Source organism: Stenotrophomonas sp. TEPEL (genome assembly GCF_004348785.1).
In the GTDB taxonomy this organism is placed as follows: domain Bacteria; phylum Pseudomonadota; class Gammaproteobacteria; order Xanthomonadales; family Xanthomonadaceae; genus Stenotrophomonas; species Stenotrophomonas indicatrix.
In genome coordinates, this window is sequence record NZ_QQXJ01000001.1 from 1985332 (window position 1) to 2009959 (window position 24628).

A 24628-nucleotide genomic window follows, 5' to 3' on the forward strand; every position below is an offset into this window, starting at 1 on the left:
CTATGACTGGCATGGTGAATGTGGTCGGCCTGTATGTGCACGACCAGGATGCGGCACTCGATTTCTACGTCAACACACTCGGCTTCCAGGTGCATACCGATGTCGGCAACGGCGACTATCGTTGGCTCACGGTGCATTCGGGCGGCGAGGGCGGTTTCCAGCTCGGCTTGTTCAAACCGGGGCCGCCGGTACACGATGCGGCCACTGCGCTGACCCTGCAGCAGATGGTGGCCAAGGGTGCGATGCCGCCGCTGGTGCTGGCGGTGGACGATTGCCGCGCCAGCTACGAGCGGCTGCTGGCACGTGGGGTGGAATTCACCCAGGAGCCGGTGGAGCGCTATGGTGCAGTGGATGCCGGATTCCGTGATCCGTCCGGCAATGGCTGGAAGATGATCGAGCGCCCTGCGAAGACTGTCGCGAGGACGCCGCAGTGAGGGCCGGCAGCTGGGCGCGTCCCGTGCACCGCTGGACGTCTATCGTCTTCACCCTGACAGTGATCGCCAACTTCGTGGCGCGCTGGATGGGGCAGGGCGAACCACCGGCCTGGCTGACCTACTCGCCGCTGCCGCCGTTGTTCCTGCAGCTGTTCACCGGGTTGTATCTGTTTGCGTTGCATTACCGCCGCAGGCCGGATGCCGCGCGCGCCGGCGTCGCCCCTTGACGCGGGGCGTGGAGGCGGAACAGGCAGGATCCTCACTCAGCGCAGGCCCGGCGGAGAAGGCTCTGCCGGGCCATCCGGCGCTCAGCTCAGATCGCATCCGCTCGGCAGCGGCCAGCTGGCATTGGGCAGCATGTTCTTCAGCGACGCCGGCGCGTTGATCGCCACGTAGCTGGCACCCAGCAGCTCTTCCAGATCCGCGATGGTGACCAGATAACTGTCCAGGCCGCCCAGACCCGTTTCATTGGGAATGATCCAGCTGATGGCCTTGGCGGTGCCGGTGTTTGGATCCTTGGTGATGATCGTCTTCCAGAAGAATTCCGGGGTCGGAACGCCATGGCTGGCCAGGAAATGGTCATTGGACGCATCGCCATAGACAACGCCGCCATAGACGTCGACCGGGGCGATGTCCCGGTAGCACTCGGCCACGTTCTCGGCCTTCACCCAGATGCCCTGGTTGAAGCTGGACACCTGCGGCACGATGTTGGTCATGTAGTTGGCGCGGCGGATGTAAGTGGCGTCGTAGTCCATGTGATTGGACGTCACCAGATGTCCCCGGTCATAGCCGGACCGCACGCTGGCATAGGAGGCTGTGCTGGTCTGGCCGAGGCAGCCTGCCGGCAGGTCCGGGTCCTTGTAGAAGCTGGACGGGCGGGCAGCCGAGCCGGTGTCGGCCACCAACGTGTATTCGTACCGGGTTGCGCTGTGGATGCTGCAGTCATAGGTCAATACGAACCCACCCTTGTTGAGGGTCACGACCTGGGCATGTGCGGCCCCGGCAAAAGTACTGAAAACAAGGGCAAGGAAGAACGTGGCAAGGCGCATTGCGGATCTCCACGGATATGGGCAAGGCGCAGCCGTCCACCACGGCAGGCCAGGCCATTCCGTGTGAAGGACGATGCGGTGACAGGTATTGGGGGTGCGACCCGGCCGTAGCCGGTATTGCCTGGCATCTCGACCGCGCACTGGCGTCAGGAAAGCTGGCGCGGTGTCGTTAGCGTCATTTTTTGGCGTCAACAGGTCAACGACCAAAGTGCGAAGGTGTGACTGCGCGCAAGCACTGGACTCCTGTCAGATCAGGGTGCCCATGCATGAAAGGAAGACCTGTTAGTGGCGTGGCCGTTGCCCGGTTGATAGCTGTCCGCAGGGCGCGCGCCGACGATTGACGTGACGCGCATCACGGCCGGGCAACGCGATGCCCGTAGCGGCCGCGTCGCGCTGGCGCTATGCTCGCCGGAAAAAGGGCATACGCAGATGAAATGGACTTCCATCGCGGCCGCAACGCTCTGCGCGCTGCTCACGAACAGCCGCTTGCGCGATATCCCTTCCAACGCCAGTTGGCCGTTCCTGCGCCGGGCGCACCGTCCACCGACGCGCTTGAAGAAGAGCTGAGAACCTGCGGCGAGAACTGCAACGCCTACCTCGCGGCGCCTCTGCAGATGCGGTAGAACCTGCATGTCGCCCGGCATTTCAATGGAACCGGACAGATGAAGCGAACGATTGCAATGGTAGCGCTGTTGATGCTGTCGACAGCGGCGAGCGCGGGCGTGGAAAACATCAAGGAATCGAAGAAACTCAAGCCGGACGAAGGCATCCTGGTCACTTCGGTCACCTGCGCAGATCGGATCAACTTCGTGCAGCTCTACCTGTCCGGAAACGCGTCGACCGGCTTCTGGGGTCCGTACAGGTTCGATTCCGTAGCCACCTGCGCAAAGGGCCTGAAGACCCGCCCCGTCAAGGCTGGCCGCTACTACATAGGCTGGGTTGGCATCGGGCAGCAGGGCGTCGCCATTGCCGAGCCCCAGGCGGTCAGCTTCAAGATCGAGGCAGGCAAGCTCAATTACATCGGTGACATCTACGTCGGCGACGTTTCACCCTTCCACCTGGACAACGAAACACTGTTGCGGACAACCGGCAATCTGGTCAGCGTCGTCGATCAGGAGGCACGGGCGCGAGCTGCCTTGGCAGCCGATCACGCCTGGTTGCTCTCACGCTATGAGTTTGTCAGTGCTCCCGCGGCGCCGCCGCCGAGAGTGGAGGAAGGTAACCAGCATCCGGCCAGGCCTTGAAATCAACCGCTCACGCGGGGAAGCAGGCAGGGATCGACCTGCACGCAACGGCCATCCATTCTTGACGGCGCCTTGGCGCCGGACGTGGATACTTCCGCCGTCATTGGCCGAGGAGGACTGAAAATGGGTAGCACCGAGACCACCCGGGCGCCGCGCATTCTGCGCGTGGAAGTGATGCCGCTGGACTGCGGGGAAACCGCAGTGGTGGTGGAACTGGCATCGCCCCCCGGCAGGGCCTGGGAGAAGGCACTGAAGCGCGTGATTGCTGAAACCGAGGGGCTTGAATCGGCGCAGTCGCGCTGTGATGGCCGCTTCGTCTACGTCATCGGTATCGAGCCCGGTGTCCGTGGCACGCTCCATCGGGTGAACCAGGTCCTGGCCGCCACCCACGAACGCGTTGCACCGCGCAACCGGCATTCCATGCCGATGCCACAGCAGCCGGCAGGCGCCACGGCCAACGCCAGCCTCTGAGCAGCGATCGCCGATACACGGCCACCGCGCGGCGGCACAGGCTTCACGCCGCAGCCTACGGATGTTCACCGTGTTGCTACAGGCCTGTCGCCACCGTAGCGCCATGGCACGTGAACTCCGTCATCCGCGACCGGGCCACCCGGTTGCCGTGGGCTGCGCAGGGTGGTCGCTGCCCACGGACATCGCCCACGCGTTCGCTGCGGGAGACAGTGCGCTGCAGCGCTATGCATCGCGCTTTCCGATCGTGGAGATCAATTCTTCGTTCTATCGGCCACATCAGCCCGCTACGTACGCGCGCTGGGCGGCCAGCGTGCCGCACGGTTTCCGTTTCTCGGTGAAGATGCCGCAGGCCATTTCCCATGACGTGCGCCTGCGCGGTGCTGCGCCGTTGCTCGACACGTTCCTGCACGCGGTGGCGCATCTGGGTGATCGGCTGGGCGCCCTGTTGCTGCAGCTGCCGCCGAGCCTGGCCTACGACGGCCGCACGGCCTCGGCCTTCTTCCGGGCGCTACGCCGGCGCAGCGCCGTCCCGGTCGCCTGCGAACCACGCCACCCGAGCTGGTTCGACGACAAGGCCGACGCGCTGCTGGATGGCCACGGCATTGCCCGGGTCGCGGCTGATCCTGCGCGGGTTGCAGGGGCTGATCAGCCGGGCGGAGCCAGGCACTGGAGCTACTGGCGTTGGCACGGGCAGCCGCGCGTGTACTACAGCGCTTACCAGCAACCGCAGCTCTGCAGTCTGGCGGCCGCCGCACTACAGGCCGCCCAGGCGGGGGAAGCGTGGATCATCCTTGACAACACCGCGCACGGCAACGCCGTGCCCAATGCACTGCAACTGCAGTCGATGCTGGAGCACGCCAATGCCTGAAGGTCCTTCCATCGTGCTGCTGCGCGAGGCCGCCGCCAGGTTCAAGGGAAAGACCGTCCGTGGCGTCAGTGGCAACAGCACGCTCGACCTGGCCTGCCTGGAGGGGCGCCGGGTGCGGGCCGTGCGCAGCTGGGGCAAGCATTTCCTGCTGGAGTTCAGCCACGTCAGTCTGCGCATCCACCTGATGATGTTCGGCAGCTGGCGCATCGACGAACGCAAGGAGACGCCAGCGCGGGTATCGCTGCGCTTTGACAACGGCGAACTGAACTTCTACACCTGCTCGGTGAAGCTGATCGATCAGCCGTTGGACGAGGTCTACGACTGGCGCGCCGACGTGATGAGCGACCTGTGGGACCCCAGGCTTGCCCGCCGTCGCCTGAAGTCGATGCCCGACGTCCTGGTCTGCGACGCTCTGCTGGACCAGACGCTGTTCTCCGGCGTGGGCAACATCATCAAGAACGAGGTGCTGTTCCGCATCCGAGTCCATCCGGCCAATCGCATTGGCGATCTTCCACCGCGCAAACTTGGCGAACTGGTCAAGCAGGCCCGCGAGTACAGTTTTGACTTCCTGCGCTGGAAGCGCGGGTTCGAGCTGAAAAAGCACTGGCAGGTGCACACCCGGCGGACATGTCCCCGTTGTGGTGGTCCCGTCAGCAAGGTCTACATGGGCACCACGCACCGGCGCACCTTCTTCTGCCCGGTATGCCAGGTGGACTATCGTGCCCCGACGGCCCGGCCAGCGGCGAAGAAGCGCATCCTGCCGAAAGGCTCGGCTCGGCGGGGTGGTACCAGGCCCGTGCGTTGACATGCCGGCGGACCGTTGGGCCGAGCGCGACGTGGGGTGCTTCGCTTTCATTCCTCATCCGTTGCACGTCTGCGGCGCCAGGCCAGCAACTGTCCGATCAGCGCGGTTGCCAGCAACAGCAGGTTGGTGACCACGAACACGGTGGCACCCAGCAGGGCGCTGTAGATCGTGAACAGGGTCGACGCCGTCATCTGTCCGATGAAAAGCCACTTCGACACGGTTTCCGGGTGAGGCGAGTGCCATTGCTTGACCATCTGTCGGACCAGCGTGGCCATCAATACGGCGGTGGCGGTCCAACCAAGAAGATCAGCAGGCATAGGTCACCCTCGTGCAGAAGCGCGCCGCCCCCTGGGGAACGGCGCGCAGGCTGATCTCCGGTGTACGTGCCCTCACGCAGCCTGGGCGGCCTTGGCGTTGCCGCCGCTCTTGGCCAGCAGGGTCAGCTTCTCGTCCGTGGCCTTTTCCTCCTCCAGCGTTTCCAGCAACAGCGGCAGGGCGTCCTTGTATCCAAGCTGCTTGGCCAGCGCGGCAATGGTGCCGTAGGACGCAATCTCGTAATGCTCGACCTTCTGCGCGCCACCGATCAGCGCAGCATCGCGCACTGGGCCTTTTTCAATGCTGTCGATGACTTCCTTGCCTTCTTCCACCAGGCCTTCCATCGCCGCGCACTTGATCCGCTTCAGGCGGATGCCCAGCACCTCCACCACCTGGTCGATGCGCTCGATCTGGCCCTGGGTCTCCTCCAGGTGGGTTTCGAATGCAGCGGCAAGCTCGGGGTTTTCTGCGGCCCGGGCAAGGCGCGGCAGGGCCTTGGTCAGCTGCTTCTCGGCACTGTAGATGTCGGACAGTTCGTGGATGAAAAGATCTTCGGCAGTCTTGATGGCCATGATGCGCTCCGGTGGGAATGGAGGGATGAGGCTATCGTGGCCGGTGTTGGGACGCGGAATAGACGCGGTGAACGGCGGATGCGCATTGGATGGGCAGACGTTTGCATGACCCTCACGCCGCCTGTGTCGCGCGAACCGTTGTTACCGTTGGTCGGCCGCCCCTGCGGATCTGCCGGTTGCCGCAAGATGCTCGCCGTCCACCAGGCGCGCATTGCTGACGGCCTGGTGCGATCCGCATTTTCCGCACGTCAACAGCATGCCGCCCGGGATCCGCTTCAGCTCCGCGTCGGCGCGGGACACGTGGTGGCACTGGTTGCAGCGGAAGACGATGGAGGTGACCTGATCGATGCGGCCTCGTGCGTCAGTCGCGTAGTCCAGTGAAAACACGTAGAAGAGTCCGGTGTCAGGCATGAAGTTCATCTCGCAGGAGGAAACCTGTTCATGCCACGAAGAGGCGGTCGGTGGCGTGAATCCTGTTTGGCGCGTTTTCACATCCCGCTGAATCTTCCTGTTTCAGTCTGATTTCACGGAGGTGCGTCAGCGGACCTTGTGGTACGGTTGCGCGCCCACTGAGGGGAGGTCGGACGTGCCCATCAGAGCGGTTGTGTATACCAGCGAAGCGGCGGCAGGTATCGCTGCCAGCAGCCCGGGCCAAGCAGGGCGCAGGCTGTGCGAAATCGTGGATGACGCAGCACGTTTCAACCGGGATGCCGGCGTCACCGGCGTACTGCTGTTCGATGGCGCGCGCTTTGTGCAATACATGGAAGGCCCGGACGATGGGCTGCAGGTGGCCTATTCCCGGGTGCTGGGTGCCAGCAGCCACAGCGGCCTGATTGAACTGCAGCGGGGCAGGGTGGGGCAGAGACGCCTGCCTTTCTGGCCCATGCGTTGGCTGCCGGTGGAACCGTCGGAGCTGAAGCGGGTGGCCAGCGCGGACTGGACCGGTTTCGTCCAGCGCGAGGGCACCGGTGCGTCCACCAGTGCCACGGGCATGGAGCTGCTGCACGCCCTGGCCGAACCCCATGCCGCCTCACCCAGTAAGGAGTCGCCATGACACAAGCAGCTTTCCACAGCGGACACCACCGCCGGCTGGACGTTCTTGCCGGAGCGTGGGAGACCACCCTCATCGCGCTGCAACCCGACGGCAGCACGGGCGGGGTGTCGTTCGCATCGGACGTTTACACGTGGATGCCCAATGGCCACTTCCTGGTGCATGAGGTCGACGCGATGATGGACGGGCAGCGTGTGCGCTCCACGGAAATCATCGGCGTCGATGTTGAATCCGGTGGTTTCTTCAGCCGCAGCTACGACGCTGATGGTGGCACCAGCGATTTCACGTCATGTCTTGATGGCGACAGGTACACCATCCAGGGCCAGTCCCAGCGGTTCGACGGCGTGATCAGCAGCGACCGGCAGTTGCTGACCGGGGAATGGGAGCATCGGGTCGGCGATGACTGGATACCGTTCGTCCGCATCGTGCTTGAAAGGGCCGAGTAGATTCGCTTGTTCGGCGGGCGCCCCCGGATCGGGGGCTTTGCTGTTGGCCGCGCCTAGCGCTTGGGCGGCGGCGGCGCGGCTTCTTTCCCGCGTTCGGCCTCCGGCCCCGAGGCCTGGTCTTCGGAAGCGGCGGTGCCGCTGCCACCGCCGGGCACGTTGCGCGCCGGCGCGCTGGCCGCTGGTGGGGTTTGCCGAACCGCATCGGCATGTTGTGCCTTATCGGTCGGTTCGCCTTGCTTGCATGCCGACAATGCCATCGTCGCCACGGCACACAGCAGCAGTACCCGCATGGCCGCTCTCCACAGTAGGAAACCCTTGTTTTCTAGCGTTGAGGGCGTTGTGCGGGCGTGACGGCGGCGGCAGCGCACCGGCTGGAATCTGCCTAAGCTGGTGCCGCGAAGGAGGGTGCTCCGCCGTGCTGCGGCTCTTCCTGCTCACTCCGCGACGACGTTCAGGTGCGTTAAAGTTGCCCGCGTAGGTGCCCCCCGCGTCGCGGTCAGGGGCAGCCGAAGAAGTGACGCATCAGGAGTCCACATCATGAGTGTTCCCGAGGGATTGGAAGGGAGTGGGCAAGGCCTGACGCGCAGAACCTTCCTGCTGGCCGTTGGCTCTGCTTCGCTGCTGGCTGCCTGCAACGGCAAGGCGCCAGCAACCGATGCCGGTGCCACGCCAGCGAAACGGACGGACGGGCGCTTTCTGCAGCTGTCCCAGGCACTGACCGGCAAGTCCGACCTTGATCCGGCAACTGCCGCGCGCATCGAAGCCGCCTTCGCCAAGCTGTATCCCGACATGCACGCCCAGTTCCCCGCACTCGCGGCGAAGGCGCAACAGGTGCAGGGCCCTGAAGCGCTGCTGGCGGCCGCTGGCGATGTACGGCCGACAGCGCTGGCCATCATCACTGCCTGGTACACCGGCAGCGTAGGCAAGGGGCCGCAGGCCATCACCGTTTCCTATCGCGATGCGCTGATGCAGCGCCCGGTGGACGATGGCCTGTTCCCGCCCACCTACGCACAAGGCGGTCCCGCATGGTGGACGGCCGAACCGCCGGCGGCGGTACGCGCGCACGGCTGAGCCTGCGCTTCCAGCTCTTTTCCCGTAATTGTTATGGATTCCCCTCATGAAAGCTCCGGTTTTCCGTGATGGCGACGCCGATGCCGATGTTGTGATCGTCGGTTCGGGCGTCGTCGGCGCATTGATCGCCCACCAGTTGGTTCGTGCCGGAAAATCGGTTCTTGTGCTGGAGGCGGGCCCCCGCCTGCATCGTTCCGACGTGGTCGAGAACTGGCGCAACGTCAGCTTCGAACGGCGCGTCGGCAGTGATTTCCAAGGGCCGTATCCACAGTCGCCGCTTGCCACCGCGCCGCTGTATTTCCCGGCCAACGACTACGTCGGTTTGACCGGCCCCGACGCCAGCAGCTTCCATCAGGGTTTCATCAAGGCCGTCGGTGGCACCACCTGGCACTGGGCCGCCTCCTGCTGGCGCCACCTGCCGGTGGACTTCAGGATGCAGAGCACCTACGGGGTGGGGCGCGACTGGCCGATCAGCTACGACGACATCGAGCCTTATTACTGCCGCGCCGAGGAGGCGATGGGCGTCTCCGGGCCTAATGATCCGGCCAAGCAGAGCCCCTCCGAGCGATCCAGGCCCTACCTTGCCGACATGATTCCCTGGGGCAACGGTGACAAGGTGTTCGCCGAGGTGGTCAATCCGCACGGCTACAACCTGGTGCCCATTCCGCAGGGCCGCATGATCCAGCCCTGGAACGATCGGCCCGCCTGCTGCGGCAACAACAACTGCCAGCCGATCTGCCCGATCGGCGCGATGTACAACGGCATCCATACCATCGAAGCGGCCGAAAAACTGGGTGCGCAGGTGCTGGCCGAAGCCGTGGCCTACAAGATCGATACCGACGCGCAGAACCGGGTCACGGCCGTCCACTGGTATGACAACAACAAGGTCAGCCACAAGGCCACCGGCCGCAGTTTCGTGATCGCGTGCAACGCACTGGAGACGCCGCGTCTGCTGCTGCTTGCCGCCAACGAGCAGAACCCGAACGGCATCGCCAACAGTTCCGACCAGGTCGGGCGCAACATGCTCGACCATTCCGGTTTCCACTGCTCGTTCATTGCCGACAGGCCGATCTGGCTGGGCCGTGGACCGGCGCAATCCAGCTGCATGGTTGGCCCGCGCGACGGCGCCTTCCGCTCGCAGTACTCGGCCACCAAGATCATCCTCAACAACATCAGCCGGGTGGCGATCGCCACCGACCAGGCGCTGAAGAAAGACCTGGTCGGCGATGCGCTGGATGCGGAGATCCGCCGCCGTGCGGTCTTCGGCGTGGATCTTTCGATCAGCCTGGAACCCTTGCCGGATCCCAGCAATCGCCTGACGCTGTCGAAAACGCGGGTCGATGGCCACGGCCTGGCCTGCCCGGATATCCATTACTCACTGGGCGACTACGCCCGCAAAGGTTACGACGAATCCTGCAAGCAGCTGCGGCATATCGGCTCGCTGTTCAACGCCGAGGAATTCGTCATCACCACGGCGCTCAACGCCAACAACCACATCATGGGCTCGACCATCATGGGCGCGGATCCGCGCGATTCGGTGGTCGACGGCGATTGCCGTGCACACGATCATCCCAACCTGTGGCTACCGGGCGGCGGCCCGATGGTGTCGGCCAGCGTGGTCAACAGCACCCTGACCATGGCCGCACTGGCATTGCGCGCAGCGGACGCCATCGAGCGTGCCGCATGAGGATCTTCTGCGCGGTTCTGCTGATGGTGCTGGCTGCAGCCAGCCAATCCGCGCGTGCGGACGAGGTTGCCGAACGCGGGCGCTACCTGTCTGTCGCTGCGGACTGCGTGGCATGCCACACCAGCCCCAGGCAGGGCAAACCCTATGCAGGCGGCTACGCGATTGCCTCGCCGCTGGGCGAGATATGGGCCAGCAACATCACGCCATCCAGAAGCCATGGCATCGGCCTCTACAGCGAAGATGATTTTGCCAGGGCGGTACGCGAAGGCGTGCGCAAGGACGGCGCCCATCTGTATCCGGCGATGCCCTATACCTCCTATGCCAAGCTGACCGACGAGGACATACACGCGCTGTATGCCTACTTCATGAAGGAGGTGGCGCCGGTCGATGAGGAAGCTCACGCGACCGAGCTGCCGTTCCCCTTCAGCATCCGCCAGTCCATGGCGGTGTGGAACCTGCTGTTCCTGGACAAGGAAACGTTCAAGCCCGATGCGGGCAGGAGCGCGCAGTGGAATCGCGGCGCCTATCTGGTGGAGGGTCTGGCGCACTGCTCCAGCTGCCACAGTCCGCGCGGGCTGATGATGCAGGAGGTGGGCGGCAAGGCCTTCGCCGGCGGATCGCTGGGTGACTGGTACGCGCCCAACATCACCTCCCATCCCATCAGCGGTATCGGTGGCTGGAGCGATGCCGAGCTGGCCCAGTACCTGAAGACCGGCCGCGTCGCCGGCAAGGCGCAGGCCGGCGGCGGCATGGCCGAAGCGGTGAGCAACAGCCTGTCCAAGCTGCAGGACGAGGACATCGCCGCCATCGTCGCCTACCTGCGCACGGTGCCGGCCGTGGCCGATCCTGATGCCACGCGGGCCGCCTTCGCTTGGGGCGACGCCGCCACGGCGCCGGGTGAGCAGCCGGTACGCGGAACGAGTGCTGCACTGGCCTCGGGCGGGGTGCTGTATTCGGGCCTGTGCGCAAGCTGCCACGGATCCCGCGGCGAGGGCAGCAGGGACGGGTACTACCCCTCCCTGGTGCACAACACCACCGTCGGCATGACCCGCCCGCAGAACCTGATCGCCACCATCATCGGCGGCGTTGACCGCGACGTGCACGGCGAACACGCGTTGATGCCGCACTTCTCGAAAGGCTCGTTCGTACAGGACCTGAGTGACGCCGATATCGCAGCGGTGGCGACCTACGTGCGCACGCAGTTCGGGCCGGGCGACCAGGTCACCGAGGCGCAGGTTGCGCTGACCCGTGCCGGCGGCGAGAAGCCACTTCTGGCGAAAATTGCACGCTTGTGGCTGCCGATGCTCATCCTTGCCGTGCTGGCGTTGGTAGGCATCGTGCTGCTGGTGCGACGCGCCTGGAAGACCCGAAAGGCGCGGAGGGCGGTCGCATGAATTCCGTATCCTTGACCGGCATCGGGCTGTTGCTTCTCGCGATCAACGGTACGGTGTCAGCCGCCGGATCAGATTCCAGCACCAAGGGAAAACCGGTAGACAGCGTCGCGCAGACGCCGCTGAGCGCGGATTGGGCAGCGCGCCTCTGGCTGCAGGACCACGGCGTTACCCCCAACGCGCGCATCGTGATCGGCAGCGGCGTCAACAGCGATGGCTACAAGGGCAGTGGCTGGTCCACCGCCGAGCACATCGACCTGGGCGCGACGATCGACACCGGCAAGGCATTCGGCTTCGACGGCACGCTGCGCGTGGTGTTCTCCGATCGCTTCGGCAACGCCATCAACGAACGATCCACCGGCTCCTACATCCAGAACCAGGCCTTCTATGGCCAGGGCCAGAACCTGCGCTTCAACGAGCTCTCCTACGAGCGTTTGCTGCTGGACAAGCGGTTGAGCCTGAAGGGTGGCTTCTACTCGATGGGCAACGACTTCGGTGGCTTGCCTTACACCTGCAACTTCAACAACAACGGCCAGTGCGGGCATCCGCTGGGCCCGATCTACAGTTCTGGCTGGCTGGACAATCCGACAGGCCAATGGGGCCTGCGGGTAAAGTGGAATGATCCTTCAGGCTGGTACGCACAGACCGGCATCTACGACGTCAACCCGACGCGCAAGCAGGCCAACAGTGGCTTCCGTGTTTCGACGAAGGGAAAGACCGGCCTGTTCCTGCCGGTCGAGCTGGGCTACAGCCATGGCAAGTCCGGCGAGGACTATGGCGGTACCTACAAGGTCGGCTACTACCTGGATACCTCCAACGCCGATGACATCGGTGACCCGGCGGCACCTCGCGCTTCGCATCGCAGCGGTTCGTACGTGCAGGCCGCGCAGCGGGTGTGGAAGCCCGAGGGTGACACGGTGCGCGGCATTTCGGTGTTCGGCGTGGCTACCCGTGCCGACGCAAAAACAGGGCTGATGCGCTACTCGTGGGAAGCGGGCGCGAGCTGGCGTGGCGTGATCGCATCGCGCGAGGATGATGTGCTCAGCCTGGCCTGGAACCGGCTGGACATCTCCGACCGGCTCGCCCGCCATCAGCAGCTGACCGGAAAGGATGTGCAGAGCAACGAGCAGTTCGTCGAGCTGAATTACGGCGTGCAGGTTGCTCCGTGGCTGGTGCTGCGGCCGGCGGTGCAGTACGTGGCACGGCCCGGCGCCTATGCCAGCCGACCCGACAGCTGGGTGTTCACCCTGCAGGCGCAGGCAACGCTGTAGGCGCATCAGGGCCCGCAGCATGGGGTGCCGGAACGTGCGCCCCATGCTGCAACGCAAGGTGTAAGCCACCATTCGCACTGGTACGGTCCTGCCCGTTGCACCACCAACGACGGGGAGAGACGACGATGCGCAAGGTAGTGCTGCTGTTGATCCTGCTGACCGGAGTGGCGCCCACCGCCTGGGCTGCCACGGTCAAGACCACCCACCGCACCCTTCCCGGCTGGGACGGCACGCCCCTCGGGGCCTTTGTCATCGAACCCCAGGACGCAGGTGGCGGCAAGTACCCGCTGCTGGTGATGCCCAGCAGCTGGGCCGTTCCCAGCGTGGAGTACGTAGGGGTGGCACAGTCGCTGGCCAAGCGCGGCTACGTGGTCATCAGTTACAGCTCGCGCGGCTTCTGGGAGTCCGGCGGGGCCATCGATATTGCCGGGCCGGCCACGGTCGAGGATGTCAGCGCATTGATCGACTGGGCGCTGGACAACACCCAGGCCGACCCGGCGCGGATCGGCGTCTCGGGCATCTCCTACGGCGCCGGCACCAGCCTGCTGGCGGCGGCACGCGATCCCCGCATCAAGGCGGTGGCCGCCCTCAGCGGATGGGCCGACCTGCAGGCGTCGCTGTACGCCAACGACACCCCCAGCGCACAGGGAATCGCGCTGCTGGTGGCCGCCGGCCTGGTTACCGGCCGACCCGGGGCAGAGCTGGCCACGATCAACCGCAACGTGGTGGTCGGCAACTACCAGGGCGCAGTGGAATCGCTGCTGCCCGTGGCCGCCATCCGCAGCCCAGCTGCGAGCATCAGCGAGATCAACGCCAACCAGCCGGCCGTGTTCCTGGCCAACGCCTTCAATGACAGCCTGTTCCCGCCGGGTCAGCTGGTGGATTTCTTCAACCAGCTGAAAGGCCCCAAGCAGCTGCAACTGCGCCACGGCGACCATGCCCTCAACGAGGCCTTGGGCGCACTGGGCATTCCCAACGAGGTCTACGACTCGGCGGGTGACTGGTTCGACCATTACCTCAAGGGCGTGGCCAATGGCATCGACCGCGAACCGGCGGTGCAGCTGAAGTCACAGAACGGCAGCTGGAGCAGCTACCCGAACTGGCAGGCGACCAGCAGTGGTGCGGTCAGCTACGCGTTGACCGCACCCGGCGGCCTGCTTCTGCCCACCGGGGGGCTGGTTGAAAACGGGCGCAGCAATGGCTGGAACTACCGCATCGGCAGCGGCCTGGGGACCGCCGCCAATTCCGGCGTGGCGATGGTGTCCGGCTCGCTGCAGATGATCAATCTTCCGCCGGGTGCGTACGTGCCTTTCATCGGGCGCAACGCCGCCGGCGTCTGGCAGGGGCCGGTGTACTGGAACGCGCGCCGCCTGGACGGCGCGCCGGAAGTACGGGTGACCGTTACTCCCAGCCGCGCCAACACCACGCTGTATGCCTATCTGTACGCGGAAGATGTGCTGGGCAATGGTCAGCTGATCAGCCACAAGCCCTACACCCTGCGAGGCGTTGCGCCCGGCCAGGCGACCACCCTCGATCTGCGCCTGGAAGCGAGCAGTTGGAACATTCCGGCGGGCAGCCGGCTGACGCTGGTGGTCGATACGGTGGACCTGCGCTATGCAGGCATCAGCCAGTTGGGCGGGGCGGTGACCTTCAGTTCGCCCGCGTCCGCACCATCGGTGCTGAAGGTGCCGTTGCATTGAATCGATCCCGTGCCCGCCGTGGCGGGCACGGGCACTCCCTGTGCGCACCGGGGGCGCCACCACGTGCTGGAGTCAACGCTTGCCGGCCGTCCTGTATCGGGCGCACCTGTCCGCTCAGCGCGCTCCTCAGGCCTGCACGTGCTGTGTCTGCACCATCTGCACCACCACCTTGCCCTTGGCGCGGCCGCCGTCCATGTAGTCCAATGCTCTGCCGGTTTCCTCGAAGGGAAAGACCGTGTCCACCACCGGGCGCAGGGCGCCTGATTCGACCAGTGCCGTGACCTGTTCCAGCTGTTGCCCATCAGCACGCATGAACACGAAGCTGTATCGGATGTTCCTGCGCGCGGCCTTGCGGCGGATGCGAAGGCTCAACAGCCGCAGCACCTGCCGCAGCGGCCAGGCCAATCCTCTTGCCGCACCGAATGCCGGCGTGGGTGGCCCGGAAATGGAAATCAGGTGACCGCCGGGCTTGAGGATGCCGAGGGATCGATCGAGTTCGTCGCTGCCGAGGCTGTGGAGGACCACGTCGTAGTCACGCAGCACGGCAGCAAAGTCCTGCTGTCGGTAATCGATGACGACGTCCGCACCCAGTGCCTTCACCCAGGCAACGTTGGCCGTGCTGGTGGTGGTGGCGACGAAGGCGCCCAGGTGCTTGGCAAGCTGGATCGCAATCGTGCCGACGCCACCGGAGCCGGCCTGGATGAAGACCCGCTGTCCCTTCTTCAGTGCTGCGGTTTCGACCAGCACCTGCCAGGCGGTCAGTGCCACCAGTGGCAGGGCGGCCGCCTCGACCATGCCAAGGTTCTTCGGTATTGGTGCTACCGAAGAGGCCTTGACCGCGATGTACTCGGCAAATCCGCCGATGCGATCATCGTCCGGGCGGGCATACACCTGGTCGCCCGGCTTGAACCGGCCTGCGCGATCGCCGACCCGCACCACCGTCCCGGCCACATCGTTGCCCAGGATCAACGGAAAGCGATAGGGCAGGATCTGCTTGAACTCGCCGTGCCTGATCTTGCTGTCCAGTGCATTCACGCCTGCGGCATGGACCCGGATCAGGACATCCTCGTCGCCCACATGCGGCTCGGGCACGTCGGCGATGCGGCCGACGTCCTTGCTGCTGTAGCGGTCAATGATGAAGGCTTTCATGGCGGACGGTTCCTGCAGTGATGGGGCCGGGTGGATGCAACGGAGGCCGGCCTCAGGCGCCGCTGCGGTAGCGCTCTGCGGCGTGTGCCTGGCGGATGTCGCCGAGCAGGGCCTGGCGTGTGCCATCCAGCGTGTCCCAGCGTTGGGCCACGTGCAGCGGCGGAATGGTCACCGTTTCGCGACGATCGAAGCCGACCAGCGCTGCATCGACCAGTTCGCCCACGTCCATCACTTCAGCAAGCGTGGTGATGTCGATACCGGCGCGTTCCCAGATCTCGGTGCGCGTGGCAGCGGGCAGCACGGCCTGCACATGGACGCCCTTCGGAGCCAGTTCCTGGCTCAGGCCCTGCGACAGGAACAGCACATACGCCTTGCTCGCGCCGTACACGGACATGCCGAACTCCGGTGCAAGGCCAACCACCGATCCGATGTTGACGATCGCGCCGTTGCCGGCACTGACCAGGCGCGGCGCAATGGCGGCGGCCAGGCGCGTGAGCGCGGTGGTGTTCAGGGTGACCAGGCGGTCGATGGCGTCGGCCGACTGTGCGAGGAAGTCGCCCGACTGGGCGATACCGGCATTGTTGATGAGGATGCCGATGCGCGCATCGTCGCGCAGCCGTGCCTCGACCGTGGCCAGCGCGTCGGCCTGGGTGAGATCGGCCGGCAGTAGGTCCACCGCCACGCCGGTCTCTTGGCGCAGTCGCGCGGCGAGTGCTTCCAGTCGGGCGCTGTCACGGGCGACCAGGACGAGGTCATGCCCGCGCCGCGCGAAGCGGTCGGCATAGGTGGCACCGATGCCGCTGGAAGCGCCGGTGATGAGGACGGAAGGGAGGACGGACATGATGGATTCTCTGGACGGGGGACGTGTCGGATGCGGGCGGCCGTGTTACTGCGCGCGCGCTTCAGCCAGGGTGGGGTAGTCGGTGTAGCCTTCGGCGCCACCGCCATACAGCGTGGCCGGGTTCACTGCCGCCAGCGCTGCGCCGCGCTTGAGGCGCTCGACCAGGTCGGGGTTGCTGATGAACGGGCGACCGAAGGCGACCAGATCGGCCTTGCCTTCAGCTATACGGGCGCTGGCCAGCTGCAGGTCGTAGCCGTTGTTGGCCAGGTAGGTGCCGTTGAAGCGACGGCGCAGCCCATCGAAGTCGAACGGTGCCACATCGCGCGGGCCACCCGTGGCGCCCTCGACCACATGCAGGTAGACAATGCCCAGTGCGCTGAGTTGATCGACGATGTAGTCGTACTGGGGCTGCGGATCACTGACGGTGGAAATGGCATTGGCCGGCGACACCGGCGAAATGCGCACGCCGGTGCGGTCAGCGCCGATTTCGCCCGCCACCGCAGCCGTCACTTCAAGCAGGAGGCGGGCGCGGTTCTCGACCGAGCCGCCATACGCGTCGGTGCGCTGGTTGGCTCCGTCCTTGATGAACTGTTCGAGCAGGTAGCCGTTGGCGCCGTGGATCTCCACGCCGTCAAATCCCGCTGCGATGGCGTTGGCAGCCGCCTGGCGGAAATCGTCGACGATGGCGGGCAGCTCTTCGATGTCCAGGGCGCGCGGCTCGGACACATCGACGAAACCATTGTTGACGAAGGTCTTGGTCTGCGCGCGGAGGGCCGAGGAGGAAACCGGCGCGGCGTTGCCGGGCTGCAGGTCGACGTGCGAGATGCGGCCGACGTGCCACAGCTGCACGAAGATGTGCCCGCCGCGTGCGTGCACTGCATCGGTGACGGTGCGCCAGCCGTCGATCTGGTCCTGCGTGTACAGCCCCGGGGTGTCCTGGTAGCCCTGCGCCTGCGCCGAGACCTGGGTGGCTTCGCTGATGATCAGGCCGGCTGATGCGCGCTGGGCGTAGTAGGTGCTGGCCAGCGGACTGGGCACCAGGCCTTCGCCGGCGCGGTTGCGCGTCAGTGGTGCCATCACGATGCGGTTGGCCAGCGTCAGCGCGCCGAGGGGATAGGGCTGGAAAAGCGTGGCGTCGGACATGGGGTGGGGCTCGTCTAGGGGTCTGGAGCAATGATGATGACCATCATCATTGATGTCAATGGTTTGATGATGAATATAATCTATGTGTGTTAAAGTGCCCTCCACACGCGACAGGACTCCCAAGGGCGAAGGCTCATGAAGGTCACCAAGGCACAGGCTCAGGCCAACCGGGCACACATCGTCGAAACCGCCTCCACGCTGTTCCGCGAACGGGGCTACGACGGCGTTGGCGTGGCCGACCTGATGGCCGCCGCTGGCTTCACCCATGGCGGCTTCTACAAGCATTTCGGCTCGAAGGCCGACCTGATGGCCGAAGCAGCCGCCTGCGGCCTGACCAGCTCGGCCGCAGCGGTGGCTGATCTGGATGTGCAGGCATTCGTGAGCGAGTACCTGTCCCGCGCGCACCGCGACGGGCCCGGCCAGGGTTGCACGCTGGCGGCGCTGTGCACCGATGCGGCGCGGCAGACGGACGCGGTCAAGGCTGCCTTTGCGGCCGGCATCGAGGCTCGGCTGGCAACACGTGCCACGCAGGAGGGGCAGGCGCAGCGCGATCCGGACGATGCTGCGCGTGCGCGCAGGATTGCGCTGATGGCTCAAGCGGTCGGCGCGCTGGTGCTGTCGAGGTCCTGCCCGGACGAATCGCCGCTGGCGGATGAAATCCTGAGCGCTTGTCGAGCGGATCTGCTGGCCCGGCTGGTGGACGAGCCTGGTAACTGAACTGCGGCTTTTTCAGTCAGGGGATTCGCGTTTCATCCTGCGGCCGACATCGTACGGCCAGGGTGCGTTCGGATGCTCGCAGGTCCTCTCGAAGGACCCCTCTAATGGTGCACTGTCGGGAGCGTCCTTGCGGTCGGAACAGGCATTCTGTGGCCTTTCCCTCGCTGCACACCGGCATCGCGGCTGGCGCCGGCAGCGTTTGGTCAGATCCCGGGTTTGTGCCAGTGGGCCATCGACAGCATGTGGTCGCGGCTTCGTTGCTGCATAACCCCAGCACGGCGACCGTCAAGAAAGTTGTGCGGCTGCCGCTAATGCGCAGGAGGAGGGCGTATCGCTCTCTCGATGTCGCATTCCTGTTCCAGATATAAGGACGTAGTTCTGTGAGAATCACTGTGGTTTTGGCGCTGGCGCTGTCTGTCAGCGGATGCGGCATGCTTCCAAAGAAGGAAACACCCGAGCAGACGGCGGCTGCGTCCCGCCTCTATCCGGGTAAATCAATCGATCAAGTGCGCACCGCGGCTACTGAAGTGTTGAATCTACTGGCGCCGGGCAAGATGAAGTACGACGCTGGCGCGCCCGGTATTGCAGCCAAGCGTGAATATGGCTATGTGGAGCGGCGCATGGGCTACCAGGGAACCATGACGACGTTCTACAACGTGCGTATGACGGCGGTGAGCTGGTATACAGTTGCCTTCTCGGAAGAAGCGGGTGGCACGCGTGCCCGGTTTGCGGTGCAGACCCGTGCCGATGACCAGAGCTCGTACTGGGCAAACCCGGCGATACCGGAGATTCACAACAGCTTCCGCCAGGATCTCCTGATGGACGGGCGTTACGGCGTGGCCGATCTGAAGCTGTTCCACGACCGCGTCGAGTACGTGCTGGGGTTGCGCCCGCAGTGGACATCGTGCGACGAGGTGAAGGCGCCGGGCATGGCCCTCGAATTCTGTGATCGCGCCGGTACCAGCGACGTGGGTCCAGCGCAGCCGTGACCGAATCGGGCCCGGCCTCTGTTTGATATTTGCAGGGGCGGGCCCGGACCTGGAGGCGTCCTGTTGCGAAGGCTGAGCGGTAGCAGCACACTCCTCGCCAGCCACTCCCTTCAGAAACGTTCATGTCCCTTCGCATCACCTGCCTGTGCGGCACAAATACCATGGAGCTGCATGGCCGTCCCGCTGCGCAGGCGAACTGCCACTGCGCCACCTGCAGGGACTTCTACGGCGTTGCGATGCTCTCGGCCACCGCATGGGCGGCCGAATCGGTGAGCGTTTCGGGGACGAAGAATGCGCGTTTCCAACACCCGTCCAAGCAGCTTTCCAAGACCTTCTGCCTGAACTGTGGCGAGGTGTTGTTTGGCACCAATCGCCTGGGCATGCGCGTGGTTCCCAATGCTGTGGTTGCCCGAGCCGCTGATGGCGTACTGGATGCAGCGTTTGCGCCAACGATGCACCTGTTCTACCGGGAGCGTGTCATCGACGTTGCAGATGCGCTGCCGAAGTACCTCGATGGGTGGGATGGTCCACTTCATGTGAGCCAGAAACATCCGCAGCCATGTCCTCGCCCCTGACGATACGAGGCCGCAATGTCCATGGATGAATCGTGGGGCATGATCAAAAGGACTGCGCAGATGAGCTCGCCAATCACTCACGACCTGGTACTGGATACGCTCCGGAAAAGCCTTGAAGGCCTGCCCGCGACCGATGGTGTGGGCCTGCCATTACTTGCAGTCTGCGCAGCATTTGATGACTTCAACGCGCTTTCCATTGGAAGGAAGCTCGATGAGGAAGCGCTTACCAGCCTGTTTCTGGGGCACTTGGGGTCGAGCATCCGCCATGCAAGCTGCATCTGGCCAGAAGGCGACGTTGGCGGCAATCGCATGGGCCTGCGCTGGCTCCATTACAGCCGCCCGGCAGAAAACACCTTTGGCAGTGACTTCGCGCTGCTGATCGCCGCACCTGGGCAGGACGAGCGCTACCGGTTGGCGGTCTTCCAGGCCAAACGCTGCGATGGGTCTGCCGTTGACCTGAAGCGGGCACCCGCATGGGATCTGGGTGAGAGTCCCGATGGCAATGGGGCTCCTGCGTCGGTCAGCAAAGCCAGTAGGGATCAGCTGGAGAAGGAACGCAAGGCAAAGCGTGTGGAGGAAGCCGACGCCGAGCTTGAACGCTATCTTGGGTGGTTACAGAAAACAGATGCCGTACTTGCGGCTGACCAGCTTTCGGAGATCGAACAGCGACAGCCCGGCAAATGCTGGCAACTTACCAAACTGGTCATCCTTGCCCTCAGGCTGAGGCACCAGTTCAACAGGCCGGCGGCGGCGAGCGTGAATTATGTGCTGTGGCCAGAGCAGACCGGCAAGCCTGTGACCTATGCGCCCGTGGCCCATGCCAGATTGGAGCGTCTGGTTGACAGCAAGAGACCCACGACAGCGCCGGTGGCGCAGCGGGATACGGCGTCCGGGGAAATGCTTGGGCGTAGCAGGCAACGTCTGGAACCACCCCAAAGCGAGCTTCGCACGCTTTTGATGGCGTGGCTGACGGAAGACGGGGGCAGCGGCGACTCCTTGAGCGTGGACGAAGCTGCCGACGCCTGCCAGTTGATCACTGACTGTGTCGGCTCGGTCGCCATCGTCGACCTTCGCAGTTCAGGGCCCGCACTCACCCTGGATAGCAGGATCGGGCTGGTAGAACCTGCTGCAGCACTGTCCACCTACGAACACGCGTTCGAAGGCACCGGGCACACGCCCTGATGCAGATGGGCGAAAGGTGCACGGGCCCTGCGATGCTGCAACCCGCATCGTGCGGGTTGCAGCAGAACCGTCTTCGCCCTGCAGGTGCTGGTCTCAGCGGGCGTCGGTGGCACCACCCGAATCATGCAGGCTGCGCAGCTTCTTCTTGTTGATCTTGCCTACGCTTGTGCGTTCCAGCGAATCGACGAAGCTGACGCGGTCGGGGATCGCGTAGCGGGAGATATCACCGGAGCGGCTGCGTGCTGCGACCAGTTCGATGATCTCCGCCTCGGTCACATCGCTGCCGTGCTGCCGGACCACCAACGGCAGCGGTCGCTCGCCCCATTTCGTATCGCTGATGCCGATCACCGCGACCTCGTTGACCGCCGGATGCAGGGCGATGATGTCCTCCAGGGCGAGCGAGGAGATCCACTCGCCACCGGTCTTGATCACATCCTTGATGCGATCGGTCACGCGCAGGTAGCCGCTGCCATCGATGTTGCCGATGTCCCCGGTGTGCAGGTAACCGCCGGCCCATAACGCCGTCGAAGCGTCCGGATTGTGCAGATAGCCGGGGGTGAGCCAGGGCGTGCGCACCACCACTTCCCCGGTGGCGATGCCATCGTGGGCAACATCATTCATGCGTTCGTCGACGATGCGCAGGTCAACCAGCGGCACCGGAATGCCGGCCTTGGTGCGCAGGGACAGCTCCTCGTCCGGGCCGTCCACGGCGTCGGCATCGATCTGCGCGAGGGTGAGCAGCGGGCAGCTTTCGGACATGCCGTAGCCGCCGAAGATGTCGATGCCACGGGCCAGTGCCTGCTGCGCCAGCGCCCGCGGTAGTGCCGCACCGCCGATGATCACCTTCCAGTTGCGCAGGTCGGTATCGGCAGCAGTGGGATGGCCCAGCAGCATATGCAGGATGGTCGGCACGCAGTGCGAGAACGTTACCTTCTCGCGGGCGATCAGCGCCAGCAACGCGCCCGGCAGGTAGCGGCCGGGGTAGACCTGCTTGATGCCCAGCAGCGTGGCCACGTACGGCATGCCCCAGGCATGGACGTGGAACATCGGCGTGATCGGCATGTAGACATCGTCGCGGTGCAGGCGCCCCTGGCTGGACGTGCTGCCGAGGGCTGCCATCGCCGCAAGCGAGTGCAGTACCAGTTGCCGATGGCTGAAGTACACGCCTTTGGGCAGGCCTGTGGTGCCGGTCGTATAGAACGTGGTGGCGCGGGTGTTCTCGTCGAAGTCGGGGAAGCGGGTGATGGGCGTGGCCTCGCGCAGCCCGGCTTCATACTCGGTCACGAAACCCGCTGGCAGCGGGCCCTCATCATCATCCAGCAGGATGCGTGTGCGCATGTCCGGCAGCTGTTCTTCGATGGCGTCCAGCACCGGCAGGAACTCGCGGTTGGCCAGGATCACCCGCGCACCGCTGTGATTGAGCGTATAGGCAATCTGCTCGGGCGCCAGGCGGATGTTCACCATCATCAGCACCGCTCCGATCATCGGCACGGCGAAATAGCTCTCCAGGTAGCGGTTGCTGTCCCAGTCCATCACCGCCACGGTATCGCCGCGCTTTACCCCGAGCGAGGTCAGCAGCCCGGCCAACTGGCCGATGCGCGCCTGCAGGGTGCGGTAGTCGAAGCGGACCTTGTCGCCGTAGACGATTTCCTGCCGTGGACGCACTGCCAGAGGTGTCAGCAGCAGCTGCTTGATCAGCAGGGGGTAGGCCTGAGGCTCGGCGGCGGGCGCGTCTGCGGCGGTGGCGAATGACATGTGATCTTCCTGATGGGGCGGCGCGTCAGCGGCCGGGGGGCGCGGGAATGGACAGCTGCTCGCGCAGCAGCGGCGCCTCCGCGCGTGGGCTCGGCTGGATGAGTGCATCCTGCGGCAGCGCTCGCGCTGGATCTTCAAGGTGTTCCCACACCTGGTCCATCGCCGCGAACAGGTAGGGCAGCAGCGGGACGTAGCGCTTCCGGTAGTCCGGGAAGGCCAGCAGCGAGTCGAAGTGCTGTGCCTTGTTCACCCGCCAATAGGCGATCTGCGCCCCGGCCTTGCGGGCAAGTGGCACGTAGCGATCACTGGTCATGCTGATCGGTACCAGCCCGTCGTCCAGGCCATGGATGACCACGATCGGCAGGCCGCGACGCGGCGCCTTGGCAGTCGCTGCGGTGATGCCGGCGCGTACCCGTCGGGCGTCGGCGCTGTCGCCCTCGCCGAGTGCACGCAGGCAGTTCAGGCCACGCAGCGGATCAGCTGCTGCCCCGGTGGCATTGCCGTCCACCAGAACCACGCCGCTGCCCGGCGGGATGCCACTGCCCTCGCTCCACCAGGTTGCACGAACCTCGGCCGTGGCCGCGTGGGGTCTGCCGTCGGTGCCGGCGGCCGAGAAGCTGTACGCGCAGGGATGTTCGCCCGTGGCGTAGCGTCCATAGGCTGACGAGTAAGTCGCTGCGATGGCGCGCCACAGATCGAAGCCGGTGGAGAATGCGCCGGCGCGAAGTGCATCGGCGCTCAAACCCGCGTCGAGCAGCTGCTGCCGTGCCGACCGTGCCTGTGTTGCAGTGTCATCGCCTTGCACCAACCCAGCGGATTTCAGCGTGGCACATCGCTGGGTCCACCCTGGCACGGCCTGCGCCCGCATCGGCGGTTGTGGTAGATCGTCCTCGGTCAGCAGGGCACAGGGCATCAGCAACGCGGCCTGGGTGACGAAGTCATACAGCGCTGGTGCGCCGGCCACCGAGACATTGGGTTCGCCGGCCACCATCGCATCGAACCAGTCGCCTTCGATCTCCGCCGCGCGCAGCACGGCGCCACCGCCATTGGATACGCCCACGCCGAGCGTGCGCGTGTTCGCCGCCGTGAATGGAGCAGATTCGGGGTAGGCACGGTCCAGCGCCTGCAGGCCGAACTGCAGCGCCTGCAGCAGATGGCGTCCCCAGTCTGCTTCCGGGTTGTCACCCGAATGGGCATGTTTGAAGGCGATTCCCTGCGCGGCTGTCGCACCCGCAGGAAGGAAGGCCAACGCGCCTTGGCTGGCTGGCGTGCCGTCTGCCTGGACGCCGGCCTTGGCGTCCAGGTCGTAGTAATCACTGCCGGCGCCCTTGTCGGTATAGGCGACCGCGCAGCCATGTGCCAGGCCCCAGCTGCCGGCAACCGCGATCGCGCCATGGATGCCACGCGAACCGGAAGATGCCGCGACGACCAGGCAGCGCCGCGCGGCGTCGAAGCTGTCGGGCACCTGCACCAGTACCCGATGGGGATGGCGGGCGCCGGGAACGCGCGCATGGGCGGAGAACTCGCGGCCGGGTACCGCCTGCAGGCTGCCGTAGACATCGCCAAAGCCGCCGCCGGGTGTCAGGTCGGCGATGCCGCGCCAGCTGCTCCAGATCGCACGACGCCGGACTTCCTCCGCTGTGGGCTGGGCCGGGTTGGCAAACGCCGGCGCGGTGGCCGAGCGCAGGGCGTCGATGCCCAGGCCTGCGGTCAGCAATTCGTCGCTGCCGCGATGCACGGTTTCCCGCCACTGCTCGAACACCGGAACAGCGGTAGTGGGGCGGGGCGGGGCGGCGTGAGTGCTGGAGATGCTGCCCAGAAGCAATGGCAGCGCGGCGCACAGCAGCATGACGGGGCGGTGGATGTTCATTGCTCCACCCTAACCATCCGGGCCGCGCACGC

At 65.3% G+C, this 24628-nt stretch carries 28 protein-coding genes; 18 read left to right on the top strand and 10 right to left on the bottom strand.

The window, feature by feature from the left end; all coding sequences use genetic code 11:
• Positions 1 to 2 precede the first annotated feature (2 nt).
• Both TEP_RS08955 and TEP_RS08960 read left to right on the top strand, forming a co-directional pair.
• Complete coding sequence (locus TEP_RS08955; protein WP_132825028.1) at positions 3 to 434, top strand: VOC family protein; 432 nt, start codon at positions 3 to 5, stop codon at positions 432 to 434.
• Positions 431 to 661 carry a hypothetical protein gene (locus TEP_RS08960; RefSeq protein ID WP_025874484.1) on the top strand — a complete coding sequence of 77 codons (231 nt, stop codon included), beginning with the start codon at positions 431 to 433 and terminating at the stop codon, positions 659 to 661. The genes TEP_RS08955 and TEP_RS08960 overlap by 4 nt, the downstream gene beginning before the upstream one ends.
• A gap of 81 nt (positions 662 to 742) precedes the next feature.
• On the opposite strand, the gene TEP_RS08965 is transcribed toward TEP_RS08960, so the two are convergent.
• Positions 743 to 1483: a DNA/RNA non-specific endonuclease gene (locus TEP_RS08965; protein ID WP_132825029.1), complete on the bottom strand. Its 741-nt coding sequence runs from the start codon at positions 1481 to 1483 to the stop codon at positions 743 to 745.
• A gap of 342 nt (positions 1484 to 1825) precedes the next feature.
• Here TEP_RS08965 and TEP_RS08970 point away from each other — a divergent pair, with 342 nt between their 5' ends.
• The 5 genes from TEP_RS08970 (at position 1826) to TEP_RS08990 (ending at position 4871) form a co-directional block, all read left to right on the top strand.
• Positions 1826 to 2050 carry a hypothetical protein gene (locus TEP_RS08970; protein ID WP_132825030.1) on the top strand — a complete coding sequence of 75 codons (225 nt, stop codon included), beginning with the start codon at positions 1826 to 1828 and terminating at the stop codon, positions 2048 to 2050.
• A gap of 95 nt (positions 2051 to 2145) precedes the next feature.
• Positions 2146 to 2727 carry a hypothetical protein gene (locus TEP_RS08975; RefSeq protein ID WP_132825031.1) on the top strand — a complete coding sequence of 194 codons (582 nt, stop codon included), beginning with the start codon at positions 2146 to 2148 and terminating at the stop codon, positions 2725 to 2727.
• Positions 2728 to 2850: 123 nt separating this feature from the next.
• Positions 2851 to 3198, top strand: a complete 348-nt coding sequence (locus TEP_RS08980) for a hypothetical protein (RefSeq protein ID WP_132825032.1) — start codon at positions 2851 to 2853, stop codon at positions 3196 to 3198.
• Positions 3199 to 3301: 103 nt separating this feature from the next.
• Entirely contained in the window at positions 3302 to 4066 is a 765-nt protein-coding gene (locus TEP_RS08985) for a DUF72 domain-containing protein (protein WP_132825033.1), read from the top strand.
• Complete coding sequence (locus tag TEP_RS08990; protein WP_132825034.1) at positions 4059 to 4871, top strand: DNA-formamidopyrimidine glycosylase family protein; 813 nt, start codon at positions 4059 to 4061, stop codon at positions 4869 to 4871. Before TEP_RS08985 ends, TEP_RS08990 begins: the two co-directional genes overlap by 8 nt.
• A gap of 47 nt (positions 4872 to 4918) precedes the next feature.
• On the opposite strand, the gene TEP_RS08995 is transcribed toward TEP_RS08990, so the two are convergent.
• From TEP_RS08995 to TEP_RS09005, 3 genes are all read right to left on the bottom strand, one after another.
• A complete protein-coding gene (locus tag TEP_RS08995) occupies positions 4919 to 5188 on the bottom strand; it encodes a hypothetical protein (RefSeq protein WP_132825035.1) in 270 nt (89 codons plus the stop codon).
• 72 nt (positions 5189 to 5260) lie between these two features.
• A complete protein-coding gene (locus TEP_RS09000; RefSeq protein WP_132825036.1) occupies positions 5261 to 5758 on the bottom strand; it encodes a DUF892 family protein in 498 nt (165 codons plus the stop codon).
• A 141-nt stretch (positions 5759 to 5899) separates the two neighbouring features.
• A complete protein-coding gene (locus tag TEP_RS09005; RefSeq protein WP_240790665.1) occupies positions 5900 to 6178 on the bottom strand; it encodes a hypothetical protein in 279 nt (92 codons plus the stop codon).
• A gap of 166 nt (positions 6179 to 6344) precedes the next feature.
• Here TEP_RS09005 and TEP_RS09010 point away from each other — a divergent pair, with 166 nt between their 5' ends.
• Together TEP_RS09010 and TEP_RS09015 are read left to right on the top strand one after the other, a co-directional pair.
• Positions 6345 to 6812, top strand: a complete 468-nt coding sequence (locus tag TEP_RS09010; RefSeq protein WP_132825037.1) for a BLUF domain-containing protein — start codon at positions 6345 to 6347, stop codon at positions 6810 to 6812.
• Positions 6809 to 7255 (top strand): DUF1579 family protein, encoded by a 447-nt coding sequence (locus TEP_RS09015; RefSeq protein WP_132825038.1) that lies wholly within the window; start codon positions 6809 to 6811, stop codon positions 7253 to 7255. The genes TEP_RS09010 and TEP_RS09015 overlap by 4 nt, the downstream gene beginning before the upstream one ends.
• A 53-nt stretch (positions 7256 to 7308) precedes the next feature.
• Here the strand turns inward: TEP_RS09015 and TEP_RS09020 are convergent, their stop codons facing one another.
• Positions 7309 to 7545, bottom strand: a complete 237-nt coding sequence (locus TEP_RS09020) for a hypothetical protein (RefSeq protein WP_132825039.1) — start codon at positions 7543 to 7545, stop codon at positions 7309 to 7311.
• A 247-nt stretch (positions 7546 to 7792) separates the two neighbouring features.
• Here TEP_RS09020 and TEP_RS09025 point away from each other — a divergent pair, with 247 nt between their 5' ends.
• The 5 genes from TEP_RS09025 (at position 7793) to TEP_RS09045 (ending at position 14375) form a co-directional block, all read left to right on the top strand.
• The gene (locus TEP_RS09025) at positions 7793 to 8326 is read left to right on the top strand and encodes a sugar dehydrogenase complex small subunit (protein ID WP_132825040.1); all 534 of its coding nucleotides are present in this window, start codon (positions 7793 to 7795) and stop codon (positions 8324 to 8326) included.
• 46 nt (positions 8327 to 8372) lie between these two features.
• Positions 8373 to 10013, top strand: a complete 1641-nt coding sequence (locus tag TEP_RS09030; RefSeq protein WP_132825041.1) for a GMC family oxidoreductase — start codon at positions 8373 to 8375, stop codon at positions 10011 to 10013.
• Positions 10010 to 11407, top strand: coding sequence for a cytochrome c (locus TEP_RS09035; RefSeq protein WP_132825042.1), 1398 nt, complete (start codon positions 10010 to 10012; stop codon positions 11405 to 11407). The genes TEP_RS09030 and TEP_RS09035 overlap by 4 nt, the downstream gene beginning before the upstream one ends.
• A complete protein-coding gene (locus tag TEP_RS09040) occupies positions 11404 to 12675 on the top strand; it encodes a carbohydrate porin (RefSeq protein ID WP_132825043.1) in 1272 nt (423 codons plus the stop codon). Before TEP_RS09035 ends, TEP_RS09040 begins: the two co-directional genes overlap by 4 nt.
• Before the next feature lie 125 nt (positions 12676 to 12800).
• Positions 12801 to 14375, top strand: a complete 1575-nt coding sequence (locus tag TEP_RS09045) for a CocE/NonD family hydrolase (protein WP_132825044.1) — start codon at positions 12801 to 12803, stop codon at positions 14373 to 14375.
• A 126-nt stretch (positions 14376 to 14501) separates the two neighbouring features.
• On the opposite strand, the gene TEP_RS09050 is transcribed toward TEP_RS09045, so the two are convergent.
• The 3 genes from TEP_RS09050 to TEP_RS09060 are packed head-to-tail and all read right to left on the bottom strand — an operon-like array spanning position 14502 to position 17508.
• The gene (locus TEP_RS09050) at positions 14502 to 15524 is read right to left on the bottom strand and encodes an NADP-dependent oxidoreductase (RefSeq protein ID WP_132825045.1); all 1023 of its coding nucleotides are present in this window, start codon (positions 15522 to 15524) and stop codon (positions 14502 to 14504) included.
• A gap of 52 nt (positions 15525 to 15576) precedes the next feature.
• The gene (locus TEP_RS09055) at positions 15577 to 16365 is read right to left on the bottom strand and encodes an SDR family oxidoreductase (RefSeq protein WP_132825046.1); all 789 of its coding nucleotides are present in this window, start codon (positions 16363 to 16365) and stop codon (positions 15577 to 15579) included.
• Between the two features lie 45 nt (positions 16366 to 16410).
• The gene (locus tag TEP_RS09060) at positions 16411 to 17508 is read right to left on the bottom strand and encodes an alkene reductase (RefSeq protein WP_132825047.1); all 1098 of its coding nucleotides are present in this window, start codon (positions 17506 to 17508) and stop codon (positions 16411 to 16413) included.
• 135 nt (positions 17509 to 17643) lie between these two features.
• Here TEP_RS09060 and TEP_RS09065 point away from each other — a divergent pair, with 135 nt between their 5' ends.
• The 4 genes from TEP_RS09065 to TEP_RS09080 all read left to right on the top strand — a co-directional run bounded on the left by TEP_RS09065 (position 17644) and on the right by TEP_RS09080 (position 20971).
• The gene (locus TEP_RS09065) at positions 17644 to 18225 is read left to right on the top strand and encodes a TetR family transcriptional regulator (protein WP_132825048.1); all 582 of its coding nucleotides are present in this window, start codon (positions 17644 to 17646) and stop codon (positions 18223 to 18225) included.
• A gap of 380 nt (positions 18226 to 18605) precedes the next feature.
• Positions 18606 to 19214: a hypothetical protein gene (locus tag TEP_RS09070; protein ID WP_132825049.1), complete on the top strand. Its 609-nt coding sequence runs from the start codon at positions 18606 to 18608 to the stop codon at positions 19212 to 19214.
• Positions 19215 to 19336: 122 nt separating this feature from the next.
• The gene (locus tag TEP_RS09075) at positions 19337 to 19789 is read left to right on the top strand and encodes a GFA family protein (protein WP_132825050.1); all 453 of its coding nucleotides are present in this window, start codon (positions 19337 to 19339) and stop codon (positions 19787 to 19789) included.
• A gap of 60 nt (positions 19790 to 19849) precedes the next feature.
• The gene (locus tag TEP_RS09080; protein ID WP_132825051.1) at positions 19850 to 20971 is read left to right on the top strand and encodes a hypothetical protein; all 1122 of its coding nucleotides are present in this window, start codon (positions 19850 to 19852) and stop codon (positions 20969 to 20971) included.
• Positions 20972 to 21064: 93 nt separating this feature from the next.
• On the opposite strand, the gene TEP_RS09085 is transcribed toward TEP_RS09080, so the two are convergent.
• Both TEP_RS09085 and TEP_RS09090 read right to left on the bottom strand, forming a co-directional pair.
• Positions 21065 to 22726 carry a fatty acid--CoA ligase gene (locus TEP_RS09085; protein ID WP_132825052.1) on the bottom strand — a complete coding sequence of 554 codons (1662 nt, stop codon included), beginning with the start codon at positions 22724 to 22726 and terminating at the stop codon, positions 21065 to 21067.
• A gap of 25 nt (positions 22727 to 22751) precedes the next feature.
• Positions 22752 to 24596, bottom strand: coding sequence for a 3-hydroxybutyrate oligomer hydrolase family protein (locus tag TEP_RS09090; protein WP_132825053.1), 1845 nt, complete (start codon positions 24594 to 24596; stop codon positions 22752 to 22754).
• Positions 24597 to 24628: the final 32 nt, after the last annotated feature.